The 20,399-nt window shown below is 68.6% G+C and carries 16 protein-coding genes and 1 pseudogene; 13 read left to right on the top strand and 4 right to left on the bottom strand.

Annotated features, from left to right (window positions below; genetic code table 11):
• Positions 1–55: 55 nt before the first annotated feature.
• The 6 genes from recR to ABZX90_RS12680 all read left to right on the top strand — a co-directional run bounded on the left by recR (position 56) and on the right by ABZX90_RS12680 (position 6,176).
• On the top strand, positions 56–655 hold the full coding sequence (gene recR, locus ABZX90_RS12705; RefSeq protein WP_351129082.1) for a recombination mediator RecR: 600 nt from the start codon (positions 56–58) through the stop codon (positions 653–655).
• Positions 648–1,307 (top strand): DUF5063 domain-containing protein, encoded by a 660-nt coding sequence (locus ABZX90_RS12700; protein ID WP_351129085.1) that lies wholly within the window; start codon positions 648–650, stop codon positions 1,305–1,307. The genes recR and ABZX90_RS12700 overlap by 8 nt, the downstream gene beginning before the upstream one ends.
• Before the next feature lie 285 nt (positions 1,308–1,592).
• Positions 1,593–2,885, top strand: a complete 1,293-nt coding sequence (locus ABZX90_RS12695) for an aspartate kinase (protein ID WP_351129088.1) — start codon at positions 1,593–1,595, stop codon at positions 2,883–2,885.
• Positions 2,882–3,943 carry an aspartate-semialdehyde dehydrogenase gene (locus tag ABZX90_RS12690; RefSeq protein ID WP_355204213.1) on the top strand — a complete coding sequence of 354 codons (1,062 nt, stop codon included), beginning with the start codon at positions 2,882–2,884 and terminating at the stop codon, positions 3,941–3,943. Before ABZX90_RS12695 ends, ABZX90_RS12690 begins: the two co-directional genes overlap by 4 nt.
• Positions 3,944–4,422: 479 nt before the next feature.
• Positions 4,423–5,049, top strand: coding sequence for a SigE family RNA polymerase sigma factor (locus ABZX90_RS12685; protein ID WP_351129150.1), 627 nt, complete (start codon positions 4,423–4,425; stop codon positions 5,047–5,049).
• Between the two features lie 83 nt (positions 5,050–5,132).
• Positions 5,133–6,176 (top strand): hypothetical protein, encoded by a 1,044-nt coding sequence (locus tag ABZX90_RS12680; protein ID WP_355204210.1) that lies wholly within the window; start codon positions 5,133–5,135, stop codon positions 6,174–6,176.
• Positions 6,177–6,213: 37 nt separating this feature from the next.
• On the opposite strand, the gene ABZX90_RS12675 is transcribed toward ABZX90_RS12680, so the two are convergent.
• Both ABZX90_RS12675 and ABZX90_RS12670 read right to left on the bottom strand, forming a co-directional pair.
• Positions 6,214–7,038: an SURF1 family protein gene (locus tag ABZX90_RS12675; RefSeq protein ID WP_351129096.1), complete on the bottom strand. Its 825-nt coding sequence runs from the start codon at positions 7,036–7,038 to the stop codon at positions 6,214–6,216.
• A gap of 49 nt (positions 7,039–7,087) precedes the next feature.
• Positions 7,088–7,462 carry a nuclear transport factor 2 family protein gene (locus ABZX90_RS12670; RefSeq protein WP_355204207.1) on the bottom strand — a complete coding sequence of 125 codons (375 nt, stop codon included), beginning with the start codon at positions 7,460–7,462 and terminating at the stop codon, positions 7,088–7,090.
• Positions 7,463–7,669: 207 nt separating this feature from the next.
• Between ABZX90_RS12670 and ABZX90_RS12665 the strand changes: the two genes are divergently transcribed.
• Entirely contained in the window at positions 7,670–9,499 is a 1,830-nt protein-coding gene (locus tag ABZX90_RS12665; protein ID WP_355204204.1) for a prolyl oligopeptidase family serine peptidase, read from the top strand.
• 136 nt (positions 9,500–9,635) lie between these two features.
• Here ABZX90_RS12665 and ABZX90_RS12660 read toward each other — a convergent pair whose 3' ends face one another.
• Complete coding sequence (locus ABZX90_RS12660) at positions 9,636–11,639, bottom strand: NAD-binding protein (protein WP_355204201.1); 2,004 nt, start codon at positions 11,637–11,639, stop codon at positions 9,636–9,638.
• 229 nt (positions 11,640–11,868) lie between these two features.
• On the opposite strand from ABZX90_RS12660, the gene ABZX90_RS12655 reads away from it, so the two are divergent.
• The 6 genes and pseudogenes from ABZX90_RS12655 (at position 11,869) to ABZX90_RS12630 (ending at position 19,016) form a co-directional block, all read left to right on the top strand.
• Positions 11,869–13,005: a hypothetical protein gene (locus tag ABZX90_RS12655; RefSeq protein ID WP_355204198.1), complete on the top strand. Its 1,137-nt coding sequence runs from the start codon at positions 11,869–11,871 to the stop codon at positions 13,003–13,005.
• A 329-nt stretch (positions 13,006–13,334) separates the two neighbouring features.
• Positions 13,335–13,763 carry a peptidoglycan-binding domain-containing protein gene (locus ABZX90_RS12650; protein ID WP_355204195.1) on the top strand — a complete coding sequence of 143 codons (429 nt, stop codon included), beginning with the start codon at positions 13,335–13,337 and terminating at the stop codon, positions 13,761–13,763.
• Positions 13,764–13,805: 42 nt separating this feature from the next.
• Positions 13,806–14,666: a hypothetical protein gene (locus ABZX90_RS12645; RefSeq protein WP_355204192.1), complete on the top strand. Its 861-nt coding sequence runs from the start codon at positions 13,806–13,808 to the stop codon at positions 14,664–14,666.
• A 783-nt stretch (positions 14,667–15,449) separates the two neighbouring features.
• Entirely contained in the window at positions 15,450–15,890 is a 441-nt protein-coding gene (locus ABZX90_RS12640; protein WP_351129116.1) for a VOC family protein, read from the top strand.
• An 81-nt stretch (positions 15,891–15,971) separates the two neighbouring features.
• Positions 15,972–16,178: pseudogene (locus ABZX90_RS12635) on the top strand (tyrosine-type recombinase/integrase); the annotation flags it as partial.
• 915 nt (positions 16,179–17,093) lie between these two features.
• Positions 17,094–19,016, top strand: coding sequence for an Ig-like domain repeat protein (locus tag ABZX90_RS12630; RefSeq protein ID WP_355204188.1), 1,923 nt, complete (start codon positions 17,094–17,096; stop codon positions 19,014–19,016).
• A 501-nt stretch (positions 19,017–19,517) separates the two neighbouring features.
• On the opposite strand, the gene ABZX90_RS12625 is transcribed toward ABZX90_RS12630, so the two are convergent.
• The gene (locus ABZX90_RS12625) at positions 19,518–20,282 is read right to left on the bottom strand and encodes a hypothetical protein (protein ID WP_355204185.1); all 765 of its coding nucleotides are present in this window, start codon (positions 20,280–20,282) and stop codon (positions 19,518–19,520) included.
• Between the last annotated feature and the right edge of the window lie 117 nt (positions 20,283–20,399).

Here is a 20,399-nt window from a genome sequence, read left to right as displayed (position 1 = left end):
GGAAGAAACGTAAGACGGAACCAGGCGGTACCAGGGCACTCGGAAAGGCGATCCGTTGTACGAAGGCGTTGTTCAGGACCTCATCGACGAACTGGGGCGGCTCCCCGGCGTCGGTCCCAAGAGCGCGCAGCGGATCGCCTTCCACATCCTGCAGGCGGAGCCGACGGACGTCCGTCGGCTCGCGCACGCCCTCCTGGAGGTCAAGGCGAAGGTCCGCTTCTGCGCGACCTGCGGCAACATCGCGCAGGAAGAGCTGTGCAACATCTGCCGCGACCCGCGCCGCGACCTCTCGGTGATCTGTGTGGTGGAAGAGCCGAAGGACGTCGTCGCGGTCGAGCGCACGCGCGAGTTCCGGGGCAAGTACCACGTGCTCGGCGGCGCGATCAGCCCGATCGAGGGCGTCGGCCCGGACGACCTGCGGATAAGGGAACTCCTGGCCCGCCTCGCCGACGGCGCGGTCACCGAGCTCATCCTCGCCACGGACCCGAACCTGGAGGGCGAGGCCACGGCCACGTATCTCGCCCGCATGATCAAGCCCATGGGCCTCAAGGTCACCCGCCTGGCCAGCGGCCTCCCGGTGGGTGGCGACCTGGAATACGCGGACGAGGTCACGCTCGGCCGCGCCTTCGAGGGGAGACGACTTCTAGATGTCTGACGCCACGCTGCACGCGACCAGCCCGGACCCCGACGACTTCGTGGTCCAGATCGCGGACCAGGTAGAGAGCTTCCTGGTCGCCGTCACCGAGGTGGCCAAGGGCGACGAGCCGGACTCGGCCGTGCCCTTCCTCCTCCTGGAGGTCTCCCAACTCCTCCTGGCCGGCGGCCGTCTTGGCGCACACGAGGACATCGTCCCCGACGAGCGCTACGAGCCGGACCTCGGCCCGGAAGCCGATGTGGACGAAATCCGTGAGCGTCTCGCGGTGATGCTCGAACCGATCGACGTCTACTCCGAGGTCTTCGACCCCTACGAGCCCCGCAAGGCACCCGTCCCGGCCCGTATCTCCGACGACCTGGCCGACGTCATGGCCGACCTCCGCCACGGCATGGCCCACTACCGCGCGGGCCGCACCACGGAAGCCCTGTGGTGGTGGCAGTTCTCCTACTTCTCCAACTGGGGCTCCACCGCCTCCGCGACCCTGCGCGCCCTGCAGTCCGTGGTCGCCCACGTCCGGCTGAACCAGCCCCTCGAGGAGCTCGACGGCCTCGACACCGACCAGGAGATCGGCGAGGAAGCCCTCGCGGAGGCTGCCGGCAAGGTGATGGCGGAGGAGATCGCCGGGCCGCTCGGCCTGCGCACGGTCAAGTAGCCGACCGCGATCCGGCGGAGGCGCGCGGTGCAGTCCGCCGCGCTCCGGCGGAGATCCGGAGGCCCACGGTGTGACTCGGGGCACTTTCGGAGTGGCGGGGCTTCGCCACGGGCAGGTGCCGTCTCGGAGCGGCCGGAGGTCCCTTACCGACCTGACAGCCCGAAGTGATCACGTCGTGAGCGGGACATCTCACGATGCGATACTCCGGAAGGGAAATCCGGCCGCTCGTTAGACTGAGCCGACCGCAGTTGTGCGGTGCAGAGACGGATTGAGCGAGGAGCGCACGTGGGCCTTGTCGTGCAGAAGTACGGAGGTTCCTCCGTAGCCGATGCCGAGGGCATCAAGCGCGTCGCCAAGCGAATCGTGGAAGCGAAGAAGAACGGCCACCAGGTGGTCGTGGTCGTTTCCGCGATGGGCGACACGACGGACGAGCTGATCGATCTCGCCGAGAAGGTATCTCCGATGCCCAGCGGCCGAGAGTTCGACATGCTGTTGACCGCCGGAGAGCGGATCTCCATGGCCCTGCTGGCGATGGCGATCAAAAACCTGGGCCACAGCGCCCAGAGCTTCACCGGCAGCCAGGCAGGCGTCATCACCGACTCGGTCCACAACAAAGCGCGCATCATCGACGTCACCCCCGGCCGTATCCGTACGGCGCTCGACGAGGGCAACATCGCCATCGTCGCCGGGTTCCAGGGCGTCTCCCAGGACAAGAAGGACATCACCACGCTGGGGCGCGGCGGGTCCGACACCACGGCCGTCGCGCTGGCCGCGGCGCTCGACGCCGAGGTGTGCGAGATCTACACCGACGTGGACGGCGTGTTCACCGCCGACCCGCGCGTGGTGAAGAAGGCGAAGAAGATCGACTGGATCGCCTTCGAGGACATGCTGGAGCTCGCCGCCTCCGGCTCCAAGGTGCTGCTCCACCGCTGTGTGGAATACGCCCGCCGCTACAACATCCCGATCCATGTGCGCTCGTCCTTCAGCGGACTTCAGGGCACCTGGGTCAGCAGCGAACCGCTCGTTCGAAAGACACAGCAGCAAGGGGACCAGAAGGTGGAGCAGGCCATCATTTCCGGTGTCGCTCACGACACCTCCGAGGCCAAGGTCACGGTCGTCGGTGTCCCGGACAAGCCGGGTGAGGCCGCCGCGATCTTCCGCGCCATCGCCAACGCCGAGATCAACATCGACATGATCGTGCAGAACGTGTCGGCGGCCACCACGGGCCTCACGGACATCTCCTTCACCCTCCCGAAGACCGAGGGCCGCAAGGCCATCGACGCCCTGGAGAAGGCGAAGAGCGTGATCGGCTTCGAGTCGCTGCGCTACGACGACCAGATCGGCAAGATCTCGCTCGTCGGCGCCGGCATGAAGACGAACCCGGGTGTCACGGCCGGGTTCTTCGAGGCGCTCACCGACGCCGGGGTCAACATCGAGCTGATCTCGACCTCCGAGATCCGTATCTCCGTCGTCACCCGCGCCGACGACGTCAACGAGGCCGTACGCGCCGTGCACAGCGCCTTCGGACTCGACTCCGACAGCGACGAGGCCGTTGTCTACGGAGGCACCGGGCGATGACCGGACGACCGACGCTCGCGGTCGTGGGAGCGACCGGGGCCGTCGGCACGGTCATGCTCCAGATCCTGTCCCAGCACGCGGACATCTGGGGCGAGATCCGTCTGATCGCCTCGCCGCGCTCGGCCGGCCGCAAGCTGACCGTGCGCGGCGTCGAGGTCGAGGTGGTGGCCCTGTCGAAGGAGGCCTTCGACGGGATCGACGTCGCCATGTTCGACGTACCGGACGAGGTGGCCGCCCAGTGGGCGCCGATCGCCGCCGCCAAGGGCGCGGTCGTCGTCGACAACTCCGGCGCCTTCCGGATGGACCCGGAAGTGCCCCTCGTCGTCCCCGAGGTCAATCCGCACGCCGCCCGCGTGCGCCCGCGCGGGATCGTCTCCAACCCGAACTGCACGACCCTGTCCATGATCGTGGCTCTCGGCGCCCTGCACGCCGAGTTCGGGCTGCGCGAACTCGTCGTCTCCTCGTACCAGGCGGTCAGCGGCGCGGGCCGCGCCGGCGTCGACACCCTGCGCCGGCAGATGTCCCTCGTCGCGGGTACGGAGCTGGGGACCAGCCCCGGTGACGTACGCCGGGCGGTGGGTGACGACACCGGCCCGTTCCCGGAGCCGGTCGCCCTGAACGTGGTGCCGTGGGCCGGGTCGCTCGCCGAGGACGGCTGGTCCTCGGAGGAGATGAAGGTACGCAACGAGACCCGCAAGATCCTCGGACTGCCCCATCTGAAGGTCGCCGTGACCTGCGTCCGCGTCCCCGTCGTCACCACGCACTCCCTGACCGTGCACGCCCGCTTCCAGGACGAGGTGACGGTCGACAAGGCCCGGGAGATTCTGGCCACCGCGCCCGGAGTCGTGCTCTTCGACAACCCGGCCGCGGGTGAGTTCCCCACGCCCGCGGACGTGGTGGGCACCGACCCGACCTGGGTGGGCCGGGTCCGCCGGGCACTGGACGATTCGACGGCTCTCGAACTGTTTGTGTGCGGGGACAACCTGCGCAAGGGTGCTGCCCTGAACACCGCACAGATCGCGGAGTTGGTGGCGGCGGAGATCATCGGCAGGCCCTAGGTCCGGACCTTCGGAGGGGGCGGGTTCCACAGGTTCTGCGCTCCCGGCGTGCGCCGGCCGTAATCTCGGTGCCCTTCGGGCGGCGGCTTTGTAGGATCTCTTTTGGTCCAGTGATCAATTTAATGGTCCGGACCACTTGAACGGAGCCCTGTCGGCGTTCGAAGATTTTGCTCCCCGTCCTCCGCAACCGCGCGGCGGACGGGGAGCGTCTTTGCGGTCGCCATTCAGGGGCGTCCGGGGGGCGGCAGGGCATTGGGCATAGGGGAAGAGCTGTTACGCATGAGGGCATCTGGTGCAGTGTCGCGCGCGCTGAACGGCGAACCGGCGGGCGGTCCGAGGAGCGGTCCGAGGGATCGGAATCCGGCCGAAGTGACACCCGGCGCGAATGTGATGCCAGTCGCGTACAACCCTGCCGGGGGGACGTGTGTCCAACTGGCGTGGCAGAGGTACTCGAATTCACCGCGGTACAGACACGGGGCATGGCCCTGCGTCCACCCCGCCGACCCCGCAGCCCCGGCGCGCCCGGCGGCATGCCGGTGATCGCGCCCATGCCTGCAGCGCGGCCCGCCCGCATTCCGAATCAGCGCGACGGCGCCGACGACAGCCTGGCGGCGGGCACCACCGTCGACCACCTCACCGAGACCTACCGGGCGCACTACCGGTCGCTCCTCGGCCTCGCGGCGCTGCTGCTCGACGACACCGCCTCCTGCGAGGACGTCGTCCAGGAGGCCTTCATCCGGGTGCACTCGGCGCGCAAACGCGTCCGGGACCCGGAGAAGACGCTCGCCTATCTGCGGCAGACCGTCGTCAACCTCTCGCGCTCGGCCCTGCGTCGGCGCATCCTCGGCCTCAAGCTCCTCTCGAAGCCGATGCCCGACATGGCGAGCGCCGAGGAAGGCGCGTACGACCAGTTGGAGCGCGACGCGCTGATCAAGGCGATGAAGGGACTCCAGCGCCGCCAGCGCGAGGTCCTGGTCCTGCGCTACTTCGCGGACATGACCGAGGCTCAGGTCGCCGAGACGCTCGGCGTCTCCCTGGGTTCGGTGAAGGCGTACGGCTCGCGCGGTATCGCCGCGCTCCGTGTCGCCATGGGGGCCTCGGCATGAGTGGGAACGACGACCTGCCGCGCCCCGAGGATCAGGGGCGCCCGGAACACGAGCACAAGCAATCGCACGCTGGGAACGGAACTGTGAACCACGGCCCCGACGAACAGCCCGACACCCAGGGCACGGACGGACTGGGACCCGAAGGCCTCGGCTCCGACGAGCTGGCACTGCGCCGGCTGCTGCACCAGGCCGTCCAGGAGATCGAACCCCCCGACGGCACCCTTGACCATCTGCGCCGTGCGGTACCGGCCCGACGGGCCCGCAAGCGCCAGGCCCTGGTCGGCATGGCGGCCGCGGCGCTCTTCATCGGCACGGCGATCCCGGCGTTCGTCCACGTCTCCAACTCCTCCGGGTCGAACGCCGACCCGTCCATGGTGGGCAACACCGCGGAGGCCCAGGGCGGCGCGAGCCAGGGCAAGGGCTCGGGCGGCAACGGCAAGGACGCGGGCGGCTCCGCCGGCACGTCCAAGGACAAGGGCACGGACGGCAAGACGGCGAAACCGGACGACAAGGACACGGGCGGGGGCGGGGTCGCCACGGGCGGTGCCGACCCCTCCGCCTCGGCCACGGCCGCCACCGCGTGCACGACCGCGCAGCTCGGCGGGGCCTCCGGTGCCGCCGCCGGCCCGGACTCCACCGGTGTGGTCTACGGCTCCTTCACCGTCTCGAACGTCTCCACCACCGCCTGTACGGTCACCGGCGCCGGCACCGTCAACGCGGTCGCCCAGGGCGCGGCGGACGCCGGCAAGATCGGTGTGGCGACGCATGTGGCGGGCGACGCGGCCACCGGGCTGCCCGACCCCTCCACCGAGGTCACCTCCGTGGTGCTCCAGCCGGGCGGCTCGTACGTGGTGAAGTTCGCCTGGGTGCCCTCGGAGACGTGTCCGACCGCCGCGGAGCCCTCACCGGACCCGACCCCCACGGAAGGCACCGCCGGCAACGGCGGCACCTCCGCCGAAACGGGCGGCAGCGGCACCGTGGCCCAGCTGATGGTCGAGGACGGCGTCCTGGACGGCAGCGTCAACGTCTCCAGCACGGCGGCGACGGGCGGCGCGACGGCATCGGTGATCGTCTCCAACGCCTGCGCGGGCACGGTCTACCACACGGGAATCCTGGCATCGTCCTGACCGGCGAGTGGCGGTCGGGCTCGCCCCGGCCGTCCTGTCAGGCCGTGGCGGACGGCGTCACCGTGGTGGTGGCGTCGGCGTCCTCGGACTGCTGGTCGCGGGTGTCCGGGAGCAGCCCCAGTTCGGCGTCGCGGGCGAACTCCACCTCGCGGCGCAGCAGGCGGAACCACATGAAGACGACGAAGCCCGCGAAGACGAACCACTCGCCGGTGTAGCCGAGGTTCTGGAACGCCTTGAGGTCCAGGCCCGTGTTCTGCGGCGCGGTCGGAGGCACCGCCTTCATCCCGGCGTCGGCCTTGTCGAGCGTGATCCACGCGTCGTACGGGGCGTACGGCACGAGGTTCACCAGCGACGCGGAGCTGATCGCGGCGGTCTGCCCCGGGGGAAGCCCGCCGGCCGCGCTGACACCGTTCGAACCGGGACTCTCGGACGCCTGGAGCGCACCCGTGACGGTGACCTCGCCGCCGGGTGCGGCCGGGGCCTTCGCCGGGTCGGGGTCACCGGGCAGCCAGCCCCGGACGACGGGCAGCGCCTTGCCGCCGTCGACCCGCAGGAACGTCAGCACGTAGTACCCGCGCCTGCCGTCCAGTTCGCGGCCGGGCACGAGGAGCTGCTTGCCGTACCGGCCCTTCGCGGTGGTCTGCTTGCCGGACGTCTCCATGGTCACGGGCAGCATCTCGGCCAGCGGCCGGGCCGGGTCGGTCCTGGCCTCCGAGGCCGCCCTGTCCGCCGTGCGGTGGTCCTGCACCCGGTCCTCGAACCGCCCCAACTGCCACGACCCCATGAACACGCAGAAGGGGATGGCCAACAGCACGAAGACGTTGATCCCCCACCAGCGGGGCGTCAGCAGGAACCGGTACACGCCGTCCACGGTACGGGGCGGCCGCGCGGGACCTGGCCGTGGGTCCCGCTCAGAAGCGCTCGGCCAGATGCTCCCGGCCCGGCGGCGGCTCGTACGGCTCGGGCCAGAAGTCGGTCACCGTGTCGATACGGCCCTCCTCGTCCGCCGTGAAGAACGTGATCGCGTGCATCTCCTCCAGGCCCACGGTGACGTGGGTCCAGGTGACGGCCTGACCGGGCTCGGCTATGACGCGCTCGATCCGGACGTGCCAGTCGCCCGGATACTCGCGGTTGAACTCCACGTACCGCTCCCTGCCGCTGATGCGCTCCCGCGTCTGCGGCAGGGTGTAGACGACGCCCTCGGCGAGCAGGTCCGCGAACGCGCCCCAATTCCGGGCGTCCGCGGCGGCCCAGTAACGCTCGACGGTCTTGCGCAGATCGGTCATGCGAAAAAGTCTGCACCCCGGCACTGACATCGCCCCTGACCTGCGCACATGCCCCTCCAACGGGACCGGACCCCGCGCCGCCTGCCGTCAGCGCGGGCTCGTTTCGCGTGCCGATGGGCGGGCCGCGGAGCGTGCGGTGCACCGAAGTTGTCCACAGGCCGGGGAGCTCGTCGGCGCGGGGCGGGGCGGGCCAGGCACTATGGGGCCATGACTGAGAGCACCAGGTCCACCGAGCGGCAGCGGGCAGAGATGCCCGACTGGGAGAAGCGTTTCCGGGCACCGCGGGTTTCGCTGCCGGACTGGGCGGAGGACGCCCCGCACCGTTCCCTGTTCGTCTCGAACGCGACGGGGACGTACGAGCTGTACGCGTGGGACCGCGCGACGGGGGAGCAGCGCCAGGTCACCCGTCGGCCGAACGGCACGATGGACGGGCTGCTCTCGCCCGACGGCGAGTGGATCTGGTGGTTCGACGACAAGGACGGCGACGAGTTCGGCATCTGGCGGCGCCGCCCGTTCGACGCCGGCCTGGTCGACGGAGGCGTCGACGAGCCGGCGGTCCCCGGCCTCGAACCCTCCTACTCGGCGGGTCTGGCCATCGCCCGCGACGGGCGTACGGCCGTCGTGGGCCGCTCGACGGACGATGACGGATCGACGATCCATGTGGCCCGCGCCGGTGAGACCACGGTGGAGATCTACCGGCACCGCGAGTCGGCCGGGGTCGGCGACCTCTCGCACGACGGCTCGCTGATCGCCGTCGAGCACACCGAGCACGGCGACGCGATGCACTCGGCGCTGAGGGTGCTGCGCCCGGACGGTTCGGCGGTCGCCGAGCTCGACGACACCGAGGGCGGCACGGTCGAGCTCGGCCTGGAGGTGCTGGGCTTCTCCCCCGTCGACGGGGACACCCGCCTGCTCATCGGGCACCAGCGCCGCGGTCGCTGGGAACCCCTGGTGTGGGAGGTGACGACCAGCAAGGAGACGGACCTGGGTCTCGACCTCCCCGGTGACGTGGCCGCCGAGTGGTATCCGGACGGCTCGGCCCTCCTCATCGCCCACAGCTTCGAGGCGCGCAGCGACCTGTGGCGCTACGACCTCGCCTCCGGAGAGCTGACGGAGGTCGCGACCCCGCCCGGCACGGTCTCCGGGGCGACGGCCCGCCCGGACGGGACGGTGGAGTACCTGTGGTCGTCGGCGGCCGAGCCGTCCGCCGTCCGTTCCACGACCGGCGAGATCGTCCTGGACCCGCCCGGCCTGAAGTCCCCGGGATCGGTCCCCGTGGAGGACGCCTGGGTCGAGGGACCCGGCGGCCGTATCCACGCCCTGGTCCAGAAGCCCGCGGGCACCGCCGGCCCGCTGCCCACCGTCTTCGAGATCCACGGCGGCCCGACCTGGCACGACAGCGACTCGTTCGCGGCGGGCCCGGCGGCCTGGGTCGACCACGGCTACGCGGTGGTCCGGGTCAACTACCGCGGTTCCACGGGCTACGGCCGTGCCTGGACCGACGCGCTCAAGCACCGCGTCGGCCTCATCGAGCTGGAGGACATCGCGGCGGTGCGCGAGTGGGCGGTGTCGTCAGGCCTGGCCGACCCCGACCGCCTGATCCTCACCGGCGGTTCCTGGGGCGGCTACCTCACCCTCCTCGGCCTCGGCACCCAGCCCGACGCCTGGACCCTCGGCATCGCCGCCGTCCCGGTCGCCGACTACGTCACGGCGTACCACGACGAGATGGAGGCGCTGAAGGCCATGGACCGCACGCTTCTCGGCGGCACCCCGGAAGAGGTCCCCGAGCGCTTCGAGGCGTCCTCCCCGCTGACCTACGTCGACGCGGTCAAGGCCCCCGTCTACATCTCGGCCGGCGTCAACGACCCTCGCTGCCCCATCCGCCAGATCGACAACTACGTCACCCGCCTCGCCGCCCGCGACGCCGTCCACGAGGTCTACCGCTACGACGCGGGCCACGGTTCCCTGGTGGTCGACGAACGCATCAAGCAGGTCCGCCTGGAACTGGACTTCGCGGAGCGGCACTTGGTTCGGTAACCGCCGTTGTCGAACGGTTCCCCGCGTCCCCTTTTAGGGGCGCGGGCAACCGCGCGCGGTCTTTGGCGGTGGTCTGGGGGCCCGAGGGCGAAGCCCCCACCTACGGGACGGGTAGGGGCGGAGGGGGCGAACCGGCCTACGCCCCGGCCCGCTGCCGAGGCCGCCGGCCGAGCAGCTCCGCGAGTCCGCGCCGCGTCGCGGCAAGGACCACACGGTCCTCGGACCGCAGTACATAGGTCGGGGGCAGGTCCCACACCAGCCCGGGGCCGCGCGCGGCGGACGCCGAGGCCGCCCGGCGCTCTCCGGGGGCCGCCGTGTCCAGCGCGAGCACCCGCCACGCCCCCGCCCGAAACGCCTCGCCCACCGTGCGCCCCTCCAACTGCGGGTGCCCGCCCACATCCACGGCGGCGAACAGCAGCACCCGCCGCTCGACGGGGATCGCCCCGAGGATCTGCCGCCCCATCATCGCCCCCGCGAAGGCGGGCGCGGCCAGATGGGACACGCTGCGGCTCCGGGTGAGCGCGTCGGGATGCGCGGACCGAAGGGTGCGGTACACGGCGGTCGCGAAGTCGTCGTCGTACAGCCGCAGGACAACCCGCAGATCGGGCCGTACGGTCCGTGCGTACAGCACGGCCTCCAGGTTCGTCGTGTCCGCGCTGGTCAACGCCAGCAGCGCGTGGGCCCGATTGATCTTGGCGGCCTCCAGCACACCTTCCTGCGTCACGTCCCCCAGCACCACGGGCACCCGCAGCCGTCGCGCCAGCGCCAGCCCCCGCGCCTCGGGATCCGCCTCGACGCACACCACGGGAATGCGCAGCTCCCGCAGCCGCGCCAGCACGCGTGTACCGATCTTGCCGACGCCGAGCAGCACCACGTGCCCGGACAGTCCGCGCGGCGGCTTCCGCAGAGCGGAGCCGCTGCGGAAGGTGCCGAGCGCCTCCAGCACGGCGGCCAGCAGCACCGGCAGCAGCAGCAACCCGACCATCCCGGAGCAGAGTTGGAGGATCTGCCGCCCGAGTGGCTTACCGATGGCCGGGTCGTTGATGGCGAAGAGATCGAGCAGTGTCAGATACGTCGCCTGGAGCGCGGGCTCCCCGGTGACCAGCACCGACGCCACGGCGAGCCCGACCACACACGCGACGAGTCCCGCGAACGACCAGCGCAGCCGCCGCGACAGCAGGGAGCCGAACCACGGGACGACGCCCCGCCCGGAGGACAGTTCGGGACCGGAGTACGACACGTTCTCCAGGACGACCGTGCCGCGTCCGGTCGCGGCGGCCACCGCCCTTTCGTCGGGCAGGAGTTGAGGCCCCTGTGCCCCGCTGCCCTCGGAACCGTCGGCGCCGGCGGGGTCGTTGGTCGTGGCGGACAGCAACGCCAGTGTGCACAGCCCCGGATCGGCGACTTCACCCGGACCGGGCGGCGGCCGCTCCACCGCGCGCAGCATCAGCCCGTCGGTCTGGACGACCTTGCTGGTACCTGCCACGGCGGTCGCGGCCAGCGCGGGCGCGGCCGTGTCGGCGTCGGACAGCACGGTGGTGGACGCGTCGAAGGCCTCGACGCGCCCGCTCGCCCGCGAGGCACCCGGCCCCGAGGCGCCCCCGGCGGTGTTCGAGGCGCCGCCATCGAGTGTGCTGTCGGCCGCGGCCGCGGCCGCGGCGGTGGCCAGTGCCGAGGCCTGGTCGAGGAGGGCCTCGATGTGCTGCCCGAGGCGCCGGTTGTAGAGCCGCAGGACCAGGCGGATCCGGGGGTTGAGCCGCCGGGCGGTGAGCGCGGCACGGATGTTGGTCTCGTCGTCGTCGTACACGAGCGCGAGCGCGGCGGCCCGCTCGACGCCCGCGTGGGCGAGTACGTCGTCGGTGAGGTCGACGGCCTCCAGCACCCGCTCGGACCCGGGAGTCTCAACGGTCCGGACGCCCCCGGACTCCCCGCTCCCGCCGCCCCCGCCTCCGTTCCCGGAAGCACGGTTCACGGCCGCGGACACCCGGTCGAACAGGGCCGTGGCCCGCGTCCGTCCGACGATCGGGGGCCGCACACTGCGCTGCGCGGGCGGCACCACGAGGGTCACCTGCTCGCCGTACACCCCGCGCAACTCGGCGGCCAGCCGATGCGCCAGCGCGTCGTCCCCGGCCACCACCATGTGAGCTGCGGCGTCGCTCGACGCACTCTGAGACGGAAGATTCCCCACGAAGGAGAAGACTGCCTCACGGGTGCGAGTGGTTCCAGTGGCGAAGCCCCGGAACCCCCTTTACTTCTCCGTGTTGTCCGGCCGAGAATGTCGTGCCCCCACCTGAACCAGACGGAATAGCGCACCCCTCCCCCCACTCCCTTGACCACCCCGTCACCGGAGCCTCGGAGAAAGGTGCGCCATGCGACGTGCCACAGTCCTTACCCGCTTGTGCGGCGGTGCCGTGCTCGTCGCGGTTGCCGTCGCGGTCGGTCTCACCGTCGTAGGGCACGACGCGCCCACTCCCAGATGGGACATCGTCGCAGCCCTCGGGGTCGCCGCCCTTGCCGCCGGCGGATGGATACTCGCGTGCCGGACGGCGGCCGCGGTGCGGGTCGAGTCGACTGTGGCGGCGCAGGCCTCGATCCCGCGCTCGCTACGCCAACCACCCCACGACTGGGGCCTGGCGGCGGGCGTGGCACTGACGATCGTCACACCGCTCGCCGTACTGCGGTTCGGTTTCACTCTGTACGAGGGGGTGCTGACAGTCCTCGCCGTCATCGTGGGGGCAGGCCTCGGCTTCTGGCTGCTCGTCTACGTCGTGACCGACCTGTTGGGGCGCCGGCTGGGCCCCCGCCAGCGCGTCCTGTGCGCGGACGCCGCCGCAGGGCAGGTGCACGCCGTGCGCGTACGCGTCGAGGCACCCATCTGGAAGAGGTACGAGAAGCGCGGCGACAAGCCCGGCACGATCAAGGCCGAGCACACGCACTGGCTCGAAGTGTCACCGGTCGGAGGTGGCGCCCCATTACAGGTCTATCCGATGTATCCGGCGGGCGGCGGCACCGGCCTGACGCGCACCACCACGGACCTGCTCCAGGCCGGACTTCAACTCGGCGGCCACCAGGCCTGGATGTGCCTGCCGACGCGCTGGAAGCTGATCGACAAGGGACTCCCCGTAGCCCTCGTCGCCGACACAGGGCACGTGGTGTGGGGCGAGCTCTCCCGCGATGCCGCCCGCCCGTACCTCGCCGACCCCGTCAACGGCGCTCCCGTCAACCTGCACCCCACCTCTCCCGACCGCCCGAGCCTCTCCCTGGCCGGCCGTGCGAAGTTCCGCCGCGATCTGCACGGACGCCAACTCGTCTGGCTGCTCGCCGCGTTCGCACTGGCCGCACCGGCCCTGCTCGGCACCGTGGCGGGCTTCCCTGGCTGGTTGCTCTGCCTCGGCACGGCGGCGGCCGTGGCAGCCTCCGGCCTGGGCGTCACAATCCGCGCCGGGGAACTCCCGGGCACGATCGGCTGGACGGTACGCGAGGGCCGAGATCCGGCGATTCGGTAGACAGCTCGCGGGATGTGGGATGCGGAGCAGGCGGGCCCCATCCGCGCAGCGCACTGGGCGATCTCGTAGCGCAGAGACTTCGGCGACAGGTGGTCGGCGAGGGTTCCGGCGCCCACGGCAGGCAGGCCGGCGCCGCCTCGGAACTTCACCGCCCTTGGAGACCGTGCGGATTTCCCGTCTTACTGACGGGCCCTCAAGAACTCCGTCAACAGCACTGTAACGGGCGGGAATCTCACCGCCTTCGGAATCCCGCACGCTCAGGGTCCCCGAGATGCAACCGGGGTGCGCGAAGCGCATGATGAAGAGAGGGCGCTCTCTCCTTGGAGGCGATGAGGATGCGACGTGCGTTCACCGCCGCAGCGGCCCTGGCTCTTCCAATTGCCCTCGCGGGAGCGCCAACTGTCGCTGCGTCCACTGGTCCTTCTGCGAACGCAGTGTCCGGCGTTCAGGCCGTACACCAGTTGAAGAATCCAACAAACCTCGTAGCCCAGGGCCCAGACGATATCTGCAATTACACCAAGAACCGGCCGACCCTTCACCAGGGATCGTCCGGCCGGGCGGTCCAGCAAGCCCAGTGCTACCTCAACCAGGCGATCGATGCAGGCCTGGACGAGGACGGGGACTTTGGCCGGCTCACGAAGTCCGCAACGGAGGACTTCCAGCAATGTGCCGATATCGTCGTCGACGGGCTCATCGGAGCCCAAACTTGGTCCTTCCTTTCCTTCTGGGCCAACTCCCCGGATGCTCCCTTCTGTTGACGAGGCCCGGGGTGACGTGTTCCTGAAAGGGAGAAGCATCCCATGGGTGCGAAACGACCTTTCCTCGGTGTTGGTTCAGTGTTGCTCGCTGCAGCGCTGATGGCGATTCCTGGATCCACGGCGCTGGCCGCCGAAGTAATCCCTCAGCGGCCCAGCTCTTCGGAGATTCAGCGGTTCCCGCAGGATCTGCCGGACGTGCAGTTCGGCAAAGCCGCCGCAGTTTGTGGAAAAGCAATCCTCAAAGACGTGGGTCCGGCTGCCTTTAGTAGGGGGCTTAGAGGCCTGGACCTTCCGGAAGGAGCCAAGGTAGTCAAGATATTTCAAAAGGGAAACACGGGGCTAGAGCTCATTGCTCAGCTAAGCAATGGCAAGTCCACCAGTGTCGAACTAGATGTCTTCGAGGCTGCAAGGTTCGTCACTCGACTCGCCAAGCTGGTCCCAGCATCATCACTGTTCGGTGCAATTGGAACGCCGGCCCTCTACTGCTTGCAGGCCGCCTGGTACATCGATCAGCAGCTGGGGATTAAGGCTGGGACATGGCTGAGGATGGCTGTCCAAGAACACAACCGTCCCGCCATTACGCGTTGGGAAACGCATCGAAAAGGAGCGCTCGTCTATCTCGGTGTCCATTATTCTGATCCAGGAAAGAATGCGGAGGGCTTTGGTTTCAAGGGAGTCAAGGGATCGGGGTGGGCGGAGGAGGCCCATTCCTTCTCTCATCCCTCGTACGGGCGAGTGAGAAATGGACAGGTGACTTACCCGTTCAACCATGCCTGTGGCACAGCGCAACAACATGAATCAGACGTCGAGTTTTGGATCTACACCAAATCCGGTCAACGAAGCAACCCTGTCGTCGCGCATCTGGAGTGCGGCGACAGGTCGGTAGAGGTCGATAGCGGCTGAGGTAAAGGCAGTTGGACGTCGAGCTTGGGTTCGGTAACGCCTCGTGACGGCCGGGCCCGAACTGCGCGCACGAAATCCCGTAGCCCTCCAACGCGTGCTCTCACAAACGCTGCTCTGAGAGAACCAACCGGCTGCTCGGTGGCCGAACCACTGGAGAAGGAGAAGGATCTCCTCCGGGCGTCGGGTTCGTAACTGCGCTCTGTCGACTACTGAGGACGTGCTCACCGGGTCTGGGCACCGACTCCGCTCAATCGACCTCAGTGCGCTGCAAGGTCTCCCGAAGAGGTACGCCCGGTCGCCGCGCGGAACAGTGCATCTCGACTGCGACGAGCCGTCATTGACCGTGGTTGACCGCACGATGTGGCACGACTGCGGCACGTTCCGAACGACCGACCGTTTGGAAGACGCCTGGTGCGATCGTCGGCGCATCCCTCCAGACCTGGTGCTCCACGGACGCCGAGCGTGATGGATCGGCGCCTTCGACACGTATTCGACAGGAGGGCGCCAACGTCCACTGGCTACGGCCGCTCCTGCCGGGTATCTGGCTGAGCATGCTTGCTCTGATCCCTACCTCGCACGGCGCAGCAACCATGGTGTGGGCCTTCGTGGGAGCCATTCTCATCGTGCTGGCGTGGGTTGGTACATCCGGATGATTCTCACCTGCGGCGCGATCCAGATTTTTCGGAGTTCGACAGTCTGCGGATGTCGAGAACGTGCCACCGGCTCCGTCCCAGGGACAACAGAGGCCACCACCGGCCGCACGAGGAAGAAGGAGAATCCAGCATGGCGATTCAGCGGATGGACAACGTCGGCATCGTCGTCGAGGACATGGATGCCGCCATCGCGTTCTTCGTGGAACTCGGTATGGAGCTGGAGGGCAGGGCGGAGGTCACGGGCCTCGTCGCCGACCAGTGCACCGGACTCGACGGCGTCCGCTGTGACATCGCGATGCTCCGGACCCCGGACGGTCACAGTCGGCTCGAGCTGGCGAAGTACCGCAGCCCCGCAGTGATCAGCGCCGGGCCGCGCAACCGGCCGCACAACATTCTGGGCACGCACCGCGTCATGTTCGCCGTCGACGACCTCGAGGACACCGTTGCCCGTCTGCGCCCTCACGGCGCCGAACTCGTCGGCGAGATCGCCCGGTTCGAGGACACCTATCTGCTCTGCTACCTCCGCGGCCCGGAGGGCATCATCGTCGGATTGGCCGAGCAACTGCGCTGAGAGGGGCTGTTGGGGTTGCTCTTTGTGGGTGTTCTTGTGTGCGTGCGCCTCGTGGCCCTACGGGTGCCAACGGTTCTCCTCGACGAGTGGACGCCGAGGGAGCTCCGGCACAGCTTCGTGTCCCTGCTCTCCGACCGGGGTGTCCCGCTGGAGGAGATCTCTCGCCTCGTCGGGCACTCGGGCACCGCGGTGACCGAGGAGGTGTACCGGAAGCAGATCCGGCCCGTGATCCAGACCGGCGCCGTGGCCATGGACGGCATCTTCGGCTCCGACCGACGCGGGTCGTAGGCACTCAGGAATCGATAGTCACGCAGTTAGGCACGCAGCTACGCCAGAGGGCCCTTACCTACCCGGTAAGGGCCCTCTGACCTGCTACTTAGCTGTCGGGGTGGCGGGATTTGAACCCACGACCTCTTCGTCCCGAACTCTCGGCAAGGGGGTCTTTGCGGTCCAGCAAGCTGGTCACTCGGCTGTTGAGGGCTGCTGGCGGTCGGCTGCGGTCACGGTGGTTGCTGTACTCCGCTGCTGTACCGCAGCATTCGTTGCGGCCGCTCGCTCCGCCTGGTCGTACTCGGCTGCCTTGAACGGGTCCGGAGCTCGGAGGGTCGGAGCGGGCCGGATAGCGTTCCCCGTCATGAAGATCGTGATCTGGTCCTTCCTTACCCTGCTGCTCATCGTCTGCGCCATTGGCGGCTTGATCGGCGCAGTGAATGGACACGACGCCCCAAGCGTCATCCGCGGCCTGGCCGCCAGTGCCTGGTTCTCGTGGGGGGCCTGGGCCAGTTGGAAAAGGGCATCTCGCCCTCGAACCGTGGGGGTTGCCCCTATCCAGGAATCGCACCGGAGACCTTGGCGGCGCCGATGACTTCTGGCTGAGTGGCGTCGGTACAGGGTGCGAGGTCAGATGGTTCCCCGGTGTTCCCCGTGGCCCATTGGGTCGGCCAGACGGCCATGCAGGGCCACCACTGGTTGGCCACGGTCGGGGGGTTGCTATACCTCGCTGCTGGACCGCAGTACTCACTCGACGTCCGGAAGGGCTGCAGCGATCCGTGTGCTGCAGTTTTCCGCAACATGATCTAGTCTTCGCTCACTCGCCACATGCAGCACGCGATTTGCACACATCGGACGTGTCGGTGGCACCCTCATGCGCTCACTTTCACCCGGGGGTTCGACACCGTGCGTCTGCGTACTCTTCCCACTGCTGTGGCTCTTGCGGCCCTGTTCGGTTCGGTGGTGTTCGCCGCAACGGCGTCCGCCGACTCCAGCCGGAACATACCTGTCTTCATAGCGAACGACACCGCGGTGGACCCCGTCCACCAGCATGTCTTCATCAGCAACGCCACGCGCGACCAGATCGTTGTCACCGACCTCACGGGCAAGGTTGTCAAGACATTCCCCGGCCTGCCCCAGGCCGCGGGCCTGGAGCTCAGCCCGGACTCCAGCACGCTCTATGCCGCGCTCTATGGTGCGGACAAGATCGTCGCCATCGACACCGGGCAGCTCACGCAAACCGCCGAGTACCCGACGGGCGACGGAACGACCCCTTCCAGAGTCGTCTACGCCGACGGAAAACTCTGGTTCGGCTATGGCGACTACGAGTCCTCCGGGATCGGCGAGGTCGACCTGAGTGCGGAGACGCCCACGGTGACCCTCGACCGGGCGGTCGGCCACGACTTCGCGAGCGCGCCGGCGCTCTACGCCGACCCCGACAACCCGGACACGCTGCTCGCCCTCGACGTGGGCAGCGGCTCCGTTTCGATCATCGTCTACGACATCTCCTCCGGCACTCCAACGATCCGCGTCTCGGCAGAGAAGAGCGGCACCTTCAGGGACGCCGCCCTCACGCCGGACGGCCAGAACGTCATCGTTGCCGACCGCTACAGCCTGGCGCTCACCGAGTACCGCCTCTCCGACTTGTCCGAGGTACGTACCTTCCCGACCCCCTCGCCACTGGAAAGGATCAGCGTCGGCCCGGACGGCACAGTCGCGGCCATCGCCGCCGACGCCAATGACACCGGCGAAACCCTTGTGTTCAGTGACGACCCCGCCCGGCCGACGAGCATCCGCAACCTGTCGCACGAACTGTCATTGTGGGGTGCCGCCATCAACTGGTCGGCCGACGGCTCGAAGCTGTTCGTGCTGACCCCGGTGGGCAGCGAAACGGTGTTCCACGTCGTCGACGAGCCCCGCAAGTACGCCTCCACCCTGACAGTCGATGCCCCGGCCAAGGCCACCAGGGCCGCCGCCCTGACCGTGAAGGGCAAGCTGACCGCGAACCCGGCGCTGCCCGCGGGCACCCCGTTCCAGTTCACCCGCACCGACCTGGAGTCGCCGAACGGCAAGTCCCTCGGCACCAAGTACCTGGGCGCGGGGGGCGCTTACTCTTTCACGGACACCCCGCCGGCCGGCGGCAAGGTGAAGTACACGGTGACGTACGCCGGTGACAGCACGCACACCGCGGCGACCGCCACGGATACCGTCGACGTCTCGCGCGCCACGTCCACGCTGACGCTGGACAACAACGGCAAGGCGTACGACTACGCGCAGTCCGTCACGTTCACCGCACACCTCGGCACCACGTACAAGAACCGCACGGTCGAGATCTGGGCCAACCCGTACGGCGCCGACAAACCCAACACCCTGGTGAAGTCCGGCACGGTCAACTCCAGCGGCAACCTGTCCGTCACCCTCCCTCTGACGCGCAAGACCGAGCTCACGGCGAAGTTCGCCGGCGACGGGCGCTACGCGCCGAAGACGACGACCAGCATTGTCGGCGCCAGGGTGACGGTGTCCACAGCTCTCGGCGGCTCCTACAAGACCCGCTACACGTGGGACCACACCTACTACTACTTCCACCAGTCCAAGGACCCGGTCGTCACGACCACCATGACGCCGTACCCGGGCCGCAAGCAGATGCTGCAGATCCAGGCATACTCCAACGGCTGGGAGACCACGGGGAAGCAGTACTTCAAGCTCGACTCTGCAGGTAAGTCCGTCGTCACTCTCACGGGCACCCCGCCCATCGGCCACCGTTTCCGCGTCCGCGACTGCTACATCAGCGGCTCGGGCGACAGCGTGAACACGACGACGTACGGAGCCTGGAAGTACTTCACGTTCACGAGCTGAGGCTCCTCTGCCGGAAGATGTGCTTGCGCACCGTTAGCCTTGAGAACCCGCCTGATCATCCGGTCGTTTCCAGGCTGGTTCTGGGCTGCCCAGCGGTTAGCCGCCGAGAGCGTGCCTTTGTGGCAGAGAACCCCTGGGGTCATCGTCTTGGCGGCTGCGATGCAAGGCACGAACGAAGGAAGCCAGGGCTTCTCCGATGTCGTGCTCAGGAGAACTGGTCACCCCGGGGCACTACTTGACTCATCGACTCTGAGGCCTGGCGAGTGCCGCCTTGTAAGGGCGGACGTGGTCGACCGTGAGAATGTCCAGGTCACTCCGGCTGTAGCGCCGTCCCAGCTCATCGGCGCATCTCGACTGCAGCAAGCCGTCGTTGACCGTGAATGACCGCACAATGTGGCACGGCTGTGGCACGCGCACACGAAGTACGGTTTAGAAATGGTTGGTCCTCTGCGCGGCGGGACGGGCTCCGAGCCGCACGGCCCGAGCTCGGTTCTCTACAGCTCAGCAGTCGTAGCGGTGGATTGTGGGCCAGGTAGGGCAAGTGCGGCAGACGAAGACATAGACGCCTCCACAGTCACCCATGATCATTTCGTGACTGCCATGCTGTAGTTCCGGGTTATCTGAAGTTTCCCAGCCGCAACCGGGACGGGTGCGCTCCTCGACCGGGAGCCAACGGCCACGCGATTCGCTCGCCGAGATTGTCAGCAAGTGTTCCATTCGTGAGCCGCAGGCGCAGTGCGGCCAGTTCGGTGGCTGTGTCCAGCCGGGGTATCCGCCAATCTTGCTCTGCTGGGTGGTGAAGGCGTCGTAGTAGGAGATGCCGCAGGACTGCTCTATCTGTTCGCTCCACTTGCCCACGTGCTCGGACAACTCCGTGGGCAAGTCCCAGTTGGGGTACTCCACAGTCTCAGTGGGGTGTATTACGCAGGGCTGTGGGACGTACTCGTCGTCGAACTCGTGAGGCTGCGGTGTCTCATCCAGCAGTGGACGATCCGCCAGGTCGGCATTGGATCGCCACCGCAGCACCGGCACCGGCGAGTGCTGGTCGTATTCAGAATGGATCAGCGGACACCAGAGCACTTGGAGCACGTCGGCGCCGGCCGGGAACACCAATGCCGGGACGTCGCGAGCGATGAGTTGCAGCACGGGCACCATGGCGACGGGGGACGGCCCGACAACCGCGCAACCGCGAGCGGGGTTGTAGTGGTCGGGAGCCGTGCACATCGGCCAGGGCTCATCGGCGGGCCAGAGGAGCAGCCCGCCCATCGAGCTTTCATCCCGTACGGGGTGTCGGCGACGCTTGAATAGTGAGCCGATTCCGGCGGGTGAAAAGTGACCCCCACTGCGTCAGTTGATGTTGGTCATTCCCCGGTGTTGGCGGCG

This window comes from Streptomyces sp. NPDC002935, from assembly GCF_040611295.1.
Taxonomy (GTDB): Bacteria; Actinomycetota; Actinomycetes; order Streptomycetales; family Streptomycetaceae; genus Streptomyces.
The sequence above is the reverse complement of the archived record's forward strand: the minus strand, read 5'-3'. Positions and strand labels throughout refer to the sequence as shown.

Excerpts from the sequence above, each read along its gene's own strand:
- ABZX90_RS12700 (WP_351129085.1), top strand. The coding sequence starts at position 648 with ATGTCTGACGCCACGCTGCACGCGACCAGCCCGGACCCCGACGACTTC.
- ABZX90_RS12690 (WP_355204213.1), top strand. The coding sequence starts at position 2,882 with ATGACCGGACGACCGACGCTCGCGGTCGTGGGAGCGACCGGGGCCGTC.
- ABZX90_RS12685 (WP_351129150.1), top strand. The coding sequence starts at position 4,423 with ATGGCCCTGCGTCCACCCCGCCGACCCCGCAGCCCCGGCGCGCCCGGC.
- ABZX90_RS12670 (WP_355204207.1), bottom strand. The coding sequence starts at position 7,462 with ATGACCGATCTGCGCAAGACCGTCGAGCGTTACTGGGCCGCCGCGGAC.
- ABZX90_RS12665 (WP_355204204.1), top strand. The coding sequence starts at position 7,670 with ATGACTGAGAGCACCAGGTCCACCGAGCGGCAGCGGGCAGAGATGCCC.
- ABZX90_RS12660 (WP_355204201.1), bottom strand. The coding sequence starts at position 11,639 with ATGGTGGTGGCCGGGGACGACGCGCTGGCGCATCGGCTGGCCGCCGAG.
- ABZX90_RS12655 (WP_355204198.1), top strand. The coding sequence starts at position 11,869 with ATGCGACGTGCCACAGTCCTTACCCGCTTGTGCGGCGGTGCCGTGCTC.
- ABZX90_RS12650 (WP_355204195.1), top strand. The coding sequence starts at position 13,335 with ATGAGGATGCGACGTGCGTTCACCGCCGCAGCGGCCCTGGCTCTTCCA.
- ABZX90_RS12645 (WP_355204192.1), top strand. The coding sequence starts at position 13,806 with ATGGGTGCGAAACGACCTTTCCTCGGTGTTGGTTCAGTGTTGCTCGCT.
- ABZX90_RS12640 (WP_351129116.1), top strand. The coding sequence starts at position 15,450 with ATGGCGATTCAGCGGATGGACAACGTCGGCATCGTCGTCGAGGACATG.
- ABZX90_RS12625 (WP_355204185.1), bottom strand. The coding sequence starts at position 20,282 with ATGGGCGGGCTGCTCCTCTGGCCCGCCGATGAGCCCTGGCCGATGTGC.